This window comes from Streptomyces sp. NPDC048639, from assembly GCF_043199075.1.
Taxonomy (GTDB): Bacteria; Actinomycetota; Actinomycetes; order Streptomycetales; family Streptomycetaceae; genus Streptomyces.
The window spans coordinates 232,542-244,948 of record NZ_JBICVP010000012.1 but is presented as its reverse complement, the minus strand read 5'-3'; the positions used below and the strand labels follow the sequence as shown (position 1 = coordinate 244,948).

9 protein-coding genes are annotated in these 12,407 nt (G+C 70.0%); 5 read left to right on the top strand and 4 right to left on the bottom strand.

Annotation, left to right across the window (positions count from 1 at the left end; translation table 11 throughout):
* Positions 1-131 precede the first annotated feature (131 nt).
* Positions 132-860, top strand: a complete 729-nt coding sequence (locus ACGFNH_RS29350) for a CPBP family intramembrane glutamic endopeptidase (protein WP_393658881.1) — start codon at positions 132-134, stop codon at positions 858-860.
* Between the two features lie 117 nt (positions 861-977).
* On the opposite strand, the gene ACGFNH_RS29345 is transcribed toward ACGFNH_RS29350, so the two are convergent.
* From ACGFNH_RS29345 to ACGFNH_RS29335, 3 genes are all read right to left on the bottom strand, one after another.
* Positions 978-1,802: a PhzF family phenazine biosynthesis protein gene (locus ACGFNH_RS29345; RefSeq protein ID WP_393658832.1), complete on the bottom strand. Its 825-nt coding sequence runs from the start codon at positions 1,800-1,802 to the stop codon at positions 978-980.
* A gap of 246 nt (positions 1,803-2,048) precedes the next feature.
* Positions 2,049-4,766 carry a molybdopterin-dependent oxidoreductase gene (locus ACGFNH_RS29340; protein WP_393658830.1) on the bottom strand — a complete coding sequence of 906 codons (2,718 nt, stop codon included), beginning with the start codon at positions 4,764-4,766 and terminating at the stop codon, positions 2,049-2,051.
* Positions 4,763-5,590 carry an FAD binding domain-containing protein gene (locus ACGFNH_RS29335; protein WP_393658828.1) on the bottom strand — a complete coding sequence of 276 codons (828 nt, stop codon included), beginning with the start codon at positions 5,588-5,590 and terminating at the stop codon, positions 4,763-4,765. The genes ACGFNH_RS29340 and ACGFNH_RS29335 overlap by 4 nt, the downstream gene beginning before the upstream one ends.
* Positions 5,591-6,540: 950 nt before the next feature.
* Between ACGFNH_RS29335 and ACGFNH_RS29330 the strand changes: the two genes are divergently transcribed.
* A complete protein-coding gene (locus ACGFNH_RS29330; protein ID WP_393658826.1) occupies positions 6,541-7,143 on the top strand; it encodes a PadR family transcriptional regulator in 603 nt (200 codons plus the stop codon).
* Between the two features lie 218 nt (positions 7,144-7,361).
* Positions 7,362-9,680, top strand: coding sequence for a glycoside hydrolase family 3 N-terminal domain-containing protein (locus ACGFNH_RS29325; protein WP_393658824.1), 2,319 nt, complete (start codon positions 7,362-7,364; stop codon positions 9,678-9,680).
* Positions 9,681-9,826: 146 nt separating this feature from the next.
* On the opposite strand, the gene ACGFNH_RS29320 is transcribed toward ACGFNH_RS29325, so the two are convergent.
* Positions 9,827-10,255 carry an SRPBCC family protein gene (locus tag ACGFNH_RS29320; protein ID WP_393658822.1) on the bottom strand — a complete coding sequence of 143 codons (429 nt, stop codon included), beginning with the start codon at positions 10,253-10,255 and terminating at the stop codon, positions 9,827-9,829.
* Positions 10,256-10,479: 224 nt separating this feature from the next.
* On the opposite strand from ACGFNH_RS29320, the gene ACGFNH_RS29315 reads away from it, so the two are divergent.
* Positions 10,480-11,037 (top strand): Clp protease N-terminal domain-containing protein, encoded by a 558-nt coding sequence (locus ACGFNH_RS29315; protein ID WP_393658820.1) that lies wholly within the window; start codon positions 10,480-10,482, stop codon positions 11,035-11,037.
* 307 nt (positions 11,038-11,344) lie between these two features.
* A complete protein-coding gene (locus tag ACGFNH_RS29310) occupies positions 11,345-12,373 on the top strand; it encodes a DMT family transporter (RefSeq protein ID WP_393658818.1) in 1,029 nt (342 codons plus the stop codon).
* Positions 12,374-12,407: the final 34 nt, after the last annotated feature.

Here is a 12,407-nt window from a genome sequence, read left to right as displayed (position 1 = left end):
AGACGATAGCGGCGCGGGGATGGCGGCGAGGCGGGATTGTGGAACTGGAGGCGGGCGTGCAGGCAGAGTCCGGGCGGGTGGCCGATTCCTTCTCCCCTGAGCGGCTGCCGCCGCGCGTGCTGCGCACCGAGATGCTGCTGGTGCTGGCGCTCTCGGTGGGGGCGAGCGCGGTGTCCGCGCTGATCAGCTTTGTCGGCTCGGTGACGAAGCCGGGCGGGCTCAAGGACCAGGCCGCCCTGCTCAACTCCTCGGCCGCGCCCGGGCGTCCGTGGCTGGATCTCGCGTGGCAGGTCTTCGGCATCGGCACGGCTCTGGTGCCCGTCGCCCTGGTCGCGCACCTGCTGCTGCGAGAGGGCGCCGGAGGCTTGCGCGCTGTCGGACTGGACCGGCGCAGGCCGGGGTTCGACCTCGGCGCCGGAGCGGCTGTCGCGGCTGCGATCGGCGGTACGGGTCTCCTGTTCTACCTGGGCGTACGGGCCGTGGGGTTCAACCTCACGGTCGTCCCCGAGTCGCTGCCCGACGTGTGGTGGAAGATCCCGGTGCTGATCGCCTCGGCCATCCAGAACTCGTTGGTGGAGGAGGTGATCGTGGTCGGCTATCTGCTGCGCAGGCTCGGGCAGCTCGGGTGGACGCCGGCCGCCTCGCTCGCGGCGAGCGCCGGACTGCGCGGCCTGTACCACCTCTACCAGGGCATCGGCGGGATGGTCGGCAACATGGTGATGGGCGTGGTGTTCGTCCTGCTCTACCGGCGGTGGGGGCGGGTCGGGCCGCTCGTCGCGGCCCATGCGCTGATCGACATCGTGGCCTTCGTCGGCTACGCCCTGCTGGCGGGGAAGGTGGGCTGGCTGCCCACGAAGTGAGCAGCTGCTCGGCTTGCGCTCCCGCCCCCCGTATCCGCCGTGGGTTCCCGGTCCGGTGCGCTCGCGGGTGGATGACGCTCCGGACCCCGGGGTCCGGTGAGGCCACGGCTCGAACGGTCAGGGGGCGGTGAGCAGTTCGCCGTCGACGACCGTGACCGCGGACCCAGTGAGCAGGGTGCGCTCACCGCGCAGTGCCGTACGGATGAACCCCGTCCTGGCCGATGCCTGGAAGCCGCTCAGGTCGTCGCGCCCCAGGCGGGCGGACCAGAACGGCGCCAGCGCGGTGTGCGAGCTGCCCGTCATCGGGTCCTCGTCGATGCCGACGGCCGGCCCGAAGAAGCGCGAGAGGAAGTCGTAGCCGCAGGCGGGGTCTTCGGACCTGGCGGTGGCGATGATGCCGCGGTGACCGAGGCGGGCGACGGCGGCGAAGTCGGGCGCCAGAGCACGTACGGCCTTCTCATCGGTCAGTTCGACGAGCAGGTCACCGACATTCGGGCCGGTGTCGTGGGCGGAGAGCACCTCGGTGCCGAGGGCGGCGGCCGCTTCGGTGCACAGGTCGTCGCGCTCCGTGAGCGGTGCGGTCGGGAAGTCCAGGGTGATCGAGCCGTCGTCGTGGGCGGTCGCGGTGAGGACGCCGCTGCGCGTGGCGAAGCGGAGGGTTCCGGTGGCGGTGCCCGTGGCGTGCAGGACGTGGGCGGTGGCGAGCGTGGCGTGTCCGCACAGGTTCACCTCGGCGAGGGGGGTGCACCAGCGCAGGGCCCAGTCGGCGTCCCCGCCTTGGGGGAGGGGGTGCGCGAAGGCTGTCTCGGAGAGGTTCATCTCCGCGGCGACGCGTTGCAGCCAGGCGTCGTCGGGGAAGCCCTCGGGGCCCAGGAGCAGCACCGCGGCGGGGTTCCCGGCGAAGGGGCGGTCGGTGAAGGCGTCAACGATTCGGATGCGCATGAGCGGGAGAGTACGGCGGGCGCGGCGGGCGGGAACACGGCCAATTCCGACGTCCTGGACCTGTCCTGCCCCGGTGGGGCCGTGGGGCGAGCTTCGAGAACCGGGCTCGTGGGGACGGGGCCTTGGATCGGGCGGAGCCCGATCATGGGCGCTTGCCGGGCCGGCCGTGCGCGGGCGGGGGTTCGCCGCACGCGGAGGGGCGATCGGCGCGTTCAGCGCGGCCCTGGTGGTGCACGTGGTGATCAATCAGAACGGTCGCACCGTCTGGCTTGCGGCGATCCGGCTGTAAATGCGTTCCGGCGTCAGGGGCAGCGCGCGATAGCGGACGCCGGTGGCGTCATGGAGCGCGTTCGCCAATGCGGGGGCCACCGGGTTGATACAGCATTCGGCCATTCCCTTCGACCGCATGGGCCCGAAGGAGTCCGAGGAGTCCACCAGGAGCACGTCGGTGCGGGGCACATCGGCGTAGGTGGGGATGCGGTAGTTGCGGAAGTTCGGATTGACCATGACGCCGTCCGCGTCGACGTGGTAGTTCTCGGTCAGCGTGAAGCCGATTCCCTGGGCGACACCGCCTTCCACCTGTCCCCGGACTTGCGCGGGGTTGATGACCGCGCCGGCGTCGGTCGCCTGGACGCTGTAAAGGACGCGGATCTCCCCCGTCACCCGGTGGACGGCGATGCGGAACCCCTGCGTATTGGAGGTGACGCTTCGAGGCGAGCCGTACGCCTTGCGGGCGACGGTGAACCGGATTCCGCGGGCTCGGGCCAAGGCGACGAGCTCGGCCAATGACACACGCTGGTCGCCGCAGACGACACTCTCGTCGTCCATCGAGCACATCACGAGATGGACGCCCGTGTGAGCGGCAGCGAATTCAAGGATGCGGTCGCGGACCGCATTGGCCGCTCGCAGTACCGCAGTGCCCGACACGAAGAGCCCTGCGCTCGCGAAGGCACCGGTGTCGAATCCCGTGCGGTCGGTGTCGGATTGCACCAGGCGGATCCGCGACGGTGTCGTACCCAGCTGATGGGCCGCGATCTGGACATGGGCCGTCGAGGTGCCCTCGCCGAATTCGACTGTTCCGACGGCCAGCTCGTACACGAGGTCGTCGCCGAGCGTGACCCAGGCCTCCGAGATGTGTTCGGTCGGGGGCGCGGTCTCGTGCAAGGAACTCGCGACGCCGGACCCGACGAGCCATTCGGGGCCGGGGGGAGGCTCATGGGCCGCACGGGTCATGGCGGCATCCACCAGGTCGATGCACTTCGCGAGCCCGTCCTCGGTGAACGACACGTCGTCGGGGCCGTCGTGCATGGAGAGAAGGGGGTCGCCCGGCCGCACGATGTTGCGTCGTCGTAGTGCGAGCGGGTCGATGTGCAGGGCGCGGGCGAGTTCGTCCATCGCCGATTCCACGGCGAACGCCGGTTGGGTCATCCCGTAACCGCGCAGCGCTCCGCTCGGAATCGTGTTCGTGTAGACGGAGTACGCGTCGTACTTCTTGTTGGGACAGCGGTAGACCATGACGGCGGAGCCACCCGCATACAGCGTCTCGCCGCCGTGGTTTCCGTAGGCGCCCGTGTTCGACACATTGCGGACCTCGAACGCCGTGAGTCTTCCGTCCGCTTTCGCGCCGAGCTTGACCGTCAACGTCATCGGATGCCGTGGCGAAGCCGTGGTGAACTCCTCCTCGCGGGTGTACTCGAAGGACACGGGCCGCCCGGTGTCCAGAGCCGCGAGCGCGGCCAGGTCCTCCGAGATCAGTTCCTGCTTGCCGCCGAAGCCGCCGCCGACGCGTTTGCAGAACACGCGGAGCTGGTCGGGGCGCAAGGCGAAGAGATGCGCCAGTTTGACCTTCGCGACCGACGGCGACTGCGAACTCGTACGGACGTTGAGACGACCGTTCTCCATCCAGGCGATCGAGCCGTGGGTCTCGAGATGCGCATGCTGCACTCGCGGTGAGGAGTATGTGCCTTCATGGATCACGTCGGCCTCGGCGAACCCCGCATCGACATCGCCGAGATGCGAATGGATCTCCAGCAGGATGTTGCGGACCGGATCGAGGACGAACGGATCCTCCGCGCCGTGCAGTTGTGGCGCTCCCTCGGCCATCGCCTCTTCGGGATCGAATACTGCCGGCAGCACCTCGTAATCGACATGAACCTTGCGGCAGCCCTCTTCTGCCGCTCCGACCGTGTCGGCCAGGACCGCGACGACGCGTTGGCCCACGAAACGGACCATGTCGTCGAGCATGAACGTGTCGTCCGGATCGACGAGATGGTTGTTGTGGATCGCCGTCGTATAGCGCTTGCGCGGCACATCTTCCCAGGTGTAGACGCGACGCACGCCGGGAACCGCGAGTGCCGCGGTCTTGTCGATCGAGACGATCCGGGCGTGCGCGTACGGGGAGTGCAGCACCTTGAGGTGCAGCATGCCCGCCATGTCGGTGTCCATCGTGAACTCGGCGCGACCGGTCACCACGTCGTTGGCAGCCGGGGCACTCACGCTCGTCCCGACGGCCTTTCCCGGCGTGGCCGTCTCCACGCCGACGACGCCTTTCACGGCATCCTCGATTCCCCGATAGCCGGTGCAGCGGCAGAGGTTGCCCTTCAACGCCCGTGGCAAATCTGCCTTCTGAGCCTCGGTGAACGTCGCCGACGTCATGATCATCCCTGCGGTGCAGAAACCGCATTGGAACCCCGGGGCGTCACGGAACCGTCGCTGCATGGGATGCAGGTTGCCGGGTGATCCCATGCCCTCGATCGTCGTCACCTCACGACCGTCCGCGCGGAACGCCGGGGTGATGCAGCTGTGCACCGGATTGCCGTCCAGCCACACGGTGCATGCGCCGCAATCGCCGGCATCGCACCCCTTCTTGACGCCGTAGTGGCCGAGTGAGCGGAGGAATGTGCGCAGGCACTGGCCGGGGTCGGGTTCTTCCTCGAACCGCTTGCCATTCACGATGTAGGTCATGCCTGAGTCCCGGAGATGAGTTCGTGACGAATCTCTTCGGCGAAATGCTGAGTCAGGTGGTGACGGTGGTCGGGGGTCCCATTGAGGTCGGCGAACCAGACGTCTGCGGGGACAACGTCGATGCTCTGCTGGAGAGTTCGGGCATCGGGCATGGTGTCGAAAGCAATGCGTACGGGCCGTGTGGTGCCGGCGGTGATGGTCAGCAGCAGGTCGCTCTTTCCCGGCGTTTGCGTACCGATGAGGAAGACCGACGAACGGCCGAGATGGGTGAGCGCGAAGCGGCGGTGCGCGGTGCGTTTCCTCAGAGCGTGCGCCGGAATGGTGATGCGCCGCAGGATTTCGCCCGGAGCAAGGATGTTGCGGTTGTTGCCGGTCACGAAGTCCAGGGCATCGACGGTACGTGTGGATCCGTCAGAAGCCCACAGCTCGTACGTCGCCTCGAGCGCGACCGTCAGCGTGATCATGGGACCGGCAGGCAGGGACATGCAGATATTGCCGCCGACGGTTGCCGAGTTCCAGACTTTGAACGAGGACAGGAAAGCCTCGCAGCTCACCGTGAAAAGGGTGCCAGCGGTCCAATCGCCGGGCAGCGCAGCCGTATACAGGTCGCGGACGGTGCACGTTGCGCCGACTTCGAGGCCCATGTCGTTCGGGACGAGGGGATCCCACCGCAACGCCGTCAGGTCGATCAGGCGGTGCAGGCCCGGTTGCTCCACGGAGAACAGCCACGTTCCGCCTGCGAGCCACGCGTCGCCTTCGCGCCAGTCCGTGCCCGGCCGATCGGGCGGGCGCCGGACGACTTCCGTGATGGTGTTGAGGTCCATGAGAACCGATCTCCCTCACGACGACAGTCGTGCGACGGAGATAGGCGCTGGGGGTGGCACAACCTCGAGTGACAGAACCCATCTGTGGACGCTGCGATCGAACCGATCGAGGAAGAACCGGCCGGCGCCGAGATTGATTCCAGTTTATCGCAGAACTGCTCGGCCCCGCCAAGCCAAGGATGCGGCGCGAAGCCGTCGTATCCCTTCGTGGTCCCGTTCTTTGGACAGCGAGGAAGGGCTCGTCGGCGTAAGGCGTCGCGTATTTCGGCGTAGGCGGCGGCACAGGTGCAGCGGCATGCGGCGGCGCGCATGGGGGAGCGTGGCACGGTTGTGCAAGTTCCTTCATCGCTGAGTCGCCAATTCGCAAAATCGTCAAGTCGCCATGGGGTGGCGGGCGTTGCGGTACGAAGTCGGGATTGGGTCCGGGCGAAAGCAGCTTCGTGGATGTGGTGCACGCATTCCACACCCCCGTAGCTGCGCATCACTGACGTGCGCCGGACCGGCTCGGCCCCGCCTGGCCGCCGCTTGGGTCGACGTACCGGTCCGGCTCGGCGAAGGCCGCAGTAAGCGGCGGTCCGGCCACCATGGCGAGCGCACTCATGCCGAGGCCGGCCTCCGGCGCCGCACGTATCCAGTACCGCACGTATCCGGCATCGCGCGCGTCCGGCATCGGTGCGGAACGGTGATCGGCAGCTCGCGGCGGCGGGGGGGGGGCTTCCGGGAGCCGAGGCGGCAGCGCTGTCGAATCGGGACCCCGCGCACAGCCGCCCGGACCGCGCAGCTCGCGCTCGCCCGCCGGCGTTGGCGGTGTCCTGCACGCCCCGGCCGATGCCCGATGCCCGATGCCCGATGCCCGACCAGGGCCGGGGTCGGTCGGGGGGTTGTCGAACGAACTGTTCCGATATATCGTTGAGGCATCGCGACAGATCAACGATGGAAGGAGCGTCATCATGCGTTCCCACGGACATGGACACGGAGCACACGGACCCTGCGGACCCGGTCATGCGGACCGAGGCGAGTTCGATGCGCGGCGCGGGGCCTTCGGGCCGTTCGGCCCGCCCTTCGGAGGGCCACCCCCCTGGGGCGGCCGCGGGCGCGGCGGGCCGCGCGGGAGGGCTCGGCGCGGCGATGTGCGCGCCTCGATCCTGGCGCTGCTCAAGGACCGCCCGATGCATGGCTACGAGATGATCCAGGAGATCGCCGAGCGCAGCGGCGGAGCGTGGAAGCCGAGCCCCGGCTCGGTCTATCCGACGCTGCAGCTGCTGGAGGACGAAGGGCTGATCAGCAGCGCGAGCGAGGGCGGCAAGAAGCTGTTCGAGCTGACCGAGGCCGGTCGCACCGAATCGGAGGCCGGCCCCGAGGCCCCCTGGGAGGAGGCCGGGCGCGGCGTCGACTGGGAGGCGATGGGCGAGATCCGGAAGGCGGGCGGCGGTCTGGTCGAGGCGTTCCGCCAGGTGTGGGCCACCGGTACGCTGGAGCAGCGGGACAAGGCCCTCGCGGTCGTCAACAAGGCCCGGAAGGAGCTGTATCTGATCCTCGCCGAAGAGGACTGATGCGCTGATGGGTCATCAAGTTCGGTCATTCACTACCGAGTTGACGAGAGTTGACGAATGTCCGGGCGGTGAACGGCGGCTCCGCGCTGAAGGTGCGCGGGGCCGCTCTTCGTGTGCACGGCGGTTAATTCATGGTGTGAGAAAAGTCTGGCGCGTCTCTTGACGGGTTGTCATGGCCGGGGAAAGACTCCGCTCGCCGACCACGAAACGGAGCCCTCATGACGCTGTTGGCCCGCCACCTCCCCGGGCGCGTACGCACGAGAGCCACCCGCCGTGCCCGCCGCCGCAGCGCGGCCGCACTCATGACCGTCACCGCCTGCGTGGCCACGCTCGCGTCCGCGCCCGCCCAGGCGGGCACGCCCACGTACCGCGACGCTCGCGCGCCGGTTCAGCAGCGCGTCGCGGATCTCCTCGGCCGGATGACGCTGAAGGAGAAGGCCGGGCAGATGGACCAGATCGCCGTGGCCCGGATGCAGGGCGACTGCGAGTGGAGCGGCGGCGCGCTGGACGAGACCTGCATGAAGACCGTCCTCGACGACTACGCCGCGGGGTCCGTCCTCTCCGGCGGAGGCATGGGTCCGGAGAAGAACACCCCCTCCGACTGGGCGCGCATGGTCAACTCCGTGCAGAAGTACGCCGTCGAGAACTCCCGGCTCCACATCCCGGTGCTCTACGGGGTCGACGCCGTCCACGGCCACAACAACGTCCTCGGTGCCACCGTCTTCCCCCACCAGATCGGGCTCGGCGCCACCTGGGACGCCCGGACCGTACGGGACTCGGGCGCGGCGACCGCCCGAGCCGTCGCCGCCACCGGCATCGACTGGAACTTCTCGCCCGTCGCCGACCTCGCCCGCGACCAGCGCTGGGGCCGCTACTACGAGACCTACGGCGAGGACCCGCTGCTCGCCGGCGCCCTGGCGGCGGCCGCGACCCGCGGCACCGAGCACGCCGGCGGCGCGAAGCGGGTCGCCGCCACCGTCAAGCACTTCGCCGGATACTCCGAGCCTTCCAACGGGCACGACAGGGTGCCCGCCGATGTGTCGATGCGCTACCTCCAGGACACGCTGCTCGCGCCCTACCGCCGCGCGATCGAGGCCGGGGCCGACAGCGTCATGGTCAACTCCGGTGCGGTCAACGGCGTTCCGGCCACCTCCTCGCACTATCTGCTCACTGACGTTCTGCGCGAGCAGTGGGGCTTCAAGGGGGTCGCGGTGACCGACTGGGAGGACATCCGCGCCCTTCAGGCCAAGTACAAGGTCGCCGCCGACTACCCGGAGGCCATCGCTCTCGCCGTGAACGCCGGCATCGACATGGCCATGGAGCCGTACCACGCCAAGGAGTTCACCGATGGCCTGCTCACCGCCGTCCGGCGGGGCCTGGTGAAGGAGCGGCGGATCGACGAGGCCGTGGCCCGGATCCTGCGGCTGAAGTTCGAACTCGGCCTGTTCGAGGACCCGTACGTCGATGCGGGCGAGGCCGACGACGCCGTGCTCGGTGCCGACAGGGCGCTGGCCCGCAAGGCCGCCACCGACTCCCAGGTCCTTCTGCGCAACGAGGGTGCGACGCTGCCCGTACCCCGGGACGCCCGGAAGATCGTGGTCGCCGGATCGTACGCCGACGACATCGACAGCCAGGCGGGAGGCTGGACGATCGGCTGGCAGCGGGTGCCCGAAGGAGTCGAACTCCCCGGCACCACCGTGCTCGAGGGCATCCGGTCGGCGGCCCCGAAGGGGACCGACGTCGTTCACGCCAAGACCGCGGAGGAGGCGGCCGGACAGGCGGCCACCGCCGATCTCAACGTCGTCGTGGTGGGGGAGAAGGCCGCCGCCGAGGGAGAGGCCGACACGCCCCGGCCCGAACTCTCCGCCGATCAGCAGAAGTTGGTGAAGACGCTCAAGGCGAGTGGCAAGCCCGTCGTGGTCGTGGTGATCGCCGGACGTCCTCTGGCACTCGGCGATGCGTCCGGCACCGAGGGGCTGCTCATGGCGTGGCTCCCCGGCACCGAGGGGGGCCATGCCGTGGCCGACGTCCTCTTCGGCCGGGCGAATCCCGGCGGCAGGCTCCCCGTGTCGTGGCCGAAGAAGACCGGCAACGAGCCGATGTACTACCAGCAGTTGCCCGGAACCAACGCCGGAACCGAGTCCGCGTACGACGCGGCCCACGCATTCGGCGACGGGCTCTCGTACACCCGCTACGCCTTCGACGCCGTCCGCCCGTCTCGGACGTCCGTCGCCCCCGGGGACGCGGTGCGGTTGAAGGTCACCGTGTCCAACACCGGTCGCCGGGGCGGGGAGTTGGTGGTTCCCGTGTATGTCTCGCGCCCGGTGAGCGACGTCCTGGCGCCCGCCCGGAAGCTGGCCGCCTTCACGAGGGTGGCGCTCAAGGCGGGCCAGTCGAGGACCGTGGCGATGACGGTCCCGGCACGGGTGCTCGCGGTCACGCCGGGCGACATCGACGGGGCGGGAACGCCGCGCGTCGAGCGCGGGGCGTACGAGTTCACCGCGGGCGGGCGTACGGCTGAGGTGACGGTGCGCTGACGGTTCTCGATGTGCCGACTCCCCGGCCTTGACACCTTGCTGGGCGGCGGAGGGTCGGCCGGGAGACGGAGGGGCGGCCCGCGGGCCGCCCCTCCGTCGTGCGGTCGCTCCGGCGCGGCGAACCGGCCGCCGGTCCCGGGGGAGGCCTAGGCGATGAGACCGCTGAGCTTGCGCAGCGACTCGTTCAGTGCCGCCGTCGCCGAGTCCTTGAGCTTGCCCGCCATCAACGAGACGGCCGCGCCGGTGAATTCGCCGTCGATCCGTACGCGCGTCCCGTCACCGTCCGGCGTCAGCGCGTACCGCGTACCGACGTTCACGCCCATGGGGCCCTGGCCCTTGATGTGGAGCAGCCGGGCGGGCTCGCAGGCCGCGACGGTCCAGGTGACCTCCGCGGGGAAGCCCATGAGCCGCATGTTCTCCTCGAAGGTGGAGCCCGGCGCCAGGGAAGAGGGGGCGCCCTTGGGGAATCCCGTATGCGTGGCGTTCCACTGCCCGTACGAGGTGAAGTCCGTGAGCTGTTCCCAGACTTTCTCCAGTGGTGCCTCGATGCGTGTCTCGGCGCTGACCTCGGCCATACGACCACCCCTCATCCGTCCGCTGCGTCGGGCGCTCGCGGACCGTAGCCCCGGGGGCTCGAACATTCAAGACTGACGGTCCGTCAGGTCTGCCCATGCGGGATCCGGCGACCCTGAGAGCGTGCTCATCCGCAGGGAGGAGAAGTCTCACAACCGTCCCCAACCTCCGTGGTAGGGGCGGATACTCTCGCCTGTGGATGCAACGGGCTTCCGGGACTGATGGGATGGGAAGCGTGCACAACCGTTCGCCACTGCCCGCCGCCCACGGGCAGTTCAGTCCCGAATCCGACGCCTGGCCCAGCGTGGCGCTTGCGTCGGTGGTCAGCGGCGCGCGCAGGCGCGCGGTCCGCGACGCCGACCGCCAGGTCGACACCGCCCACCTCCTGCACACTCTCCTCGAAGCGGACCCGGAGGCCCGGGCGGCCATAGGCGGCGGGCCGCAGGTCGCCCGGCTCCTCAGCTACCTCGTGCAACGCAGCATCGGCTACGGGCTCCGGTGGCGGAGCTCGGTGGAGGGCTCACCGGGGGTGCGCGCAGTCCGCGGCGGGCCGGGCATGCCGGGCTGGTCGCCTGCCGCCGCCGCCGCGATGGAATGTGCCGGGCGGCGGGCGCGCGCCCGGGGTGCGGCAGGTGCCGAAGGGCTCGACCTGCTGGCGGCGCTGACCGCCGACGCGGAGAGCCGTGCCGCGGAAGTGCTGCGCCGGGCGGGCGTCGACCGGCAACGGCTGGCGGCACGGCTCGCCGACGCGTCGCCCGGCGGACCCGCTTCCGGCGATCGGTGACCCCGCTACGGCAGTCGGTCGACCCATGCCGGTCGACCCATGCCGGTCGGCCCGATTCGATCGCACCCGTTCCCCGTCGACCCCGACCCCGACCCCGACCCCGACCCGATATCGTCCGGGCCGCGCCGGAGGGTGCGCTTCCGGCCGGACGTGAGCGCGCGGTCCGGGCAGGATCATGCGTCCGCGACACTCGGCCTCGGAGCGCCCGATTCGGGGCGCGGCGGACTGAAGGGGCCTGAAAGGACTCGAAGCGGATGTCAGGGGCATCGGAGATGACGCTCCTGTCGTTCGATGTCATCATGGCCGGATGCACGCGTCTCAGGGGAGGAGCGTCGGCCTCGGCCTCGCCTTGGTGTCGGCGTTCGCATTCGGTGGATCGGGAGTCGCGGCCAAGCCGTTGATCGAGGCGGGCCTGGATCCGTTGCACGTGGTCTGGCTGCGCGCGGCCGGGGCGACCCTCGTCATGCTGCCCGTCGCCTGGCGCCACCGTGCCCTGGTGCGCCAACGCCCGGCCCTGCTGGCCGGGTTCGGTTTGTTCGCGGTGGCCGGCGTCCAGGCGTGCTACTTCGCTGCCATCTCGCGTATCCCCGTCGGGGTCGCCCTGCTCGTCGAATACCTGGGCCCGGCCCTGCTGCTGGGATGGGTGCGCTTCGTCCAGCGCCGGCCGGTGAGCCGGGCGGCGGCCGTCGGGGTCGTGCTCGCCGTGGGCGGACTCGCCTGCGTCGTCGAGGTGTGGTCCGGTCTCGGCTTCGACGCGCTGGGCCTGTTGCTCGCCTTCGGCGCCGCCTGCTGTCAGGTGTCCTACTTCGTCCTCTCGGACCACGGCAGCGACGGTGAGAACCCGGCCGATCCGATCGGGGTCATCGCGTACGGCCTGCTCGTCGGTACGGCCGTGCTCACCCTCGTCGCCCGGCCCTGGACCATGGACTGGACGCTGCTGGCCGGACAGGCCGACATGGACGGCACGGTGGTCCCGGCGGGGCTGCTCCTCGCCTGGGTCGTGCTCATCGCGACCGTCGTCGCCTACTTCACCGGTGTGCTGGCGGTCCGGCGGCTGTCGCCGCAAGTGGCCGGGGTCGTCGCCTGCCTGGAGGCCGTCGTCGCGACCGTACTGGCGTGGGTGATGCTCGGAGAGCACCTCTCCGCACCTCAGGTCGTCGGAGGTGCGGCTGTCCTGGCAGGGGCGTTCATCGCGCAGACCTCGACGCCCAAGACGGCCTCCGGCGTTCCGGTCGCCGGTTCCGCGCCGGACCTCGGACCGGCCGGCGAGCAGGGCGGCGTGGCGGGCGCCGGGCAGGGAGAAAGCGAGTTGCCCGCCGCGAGCCGGGCGACGTAGGGTCCGGGACATGCATTCGACCGCACTCGTTCTT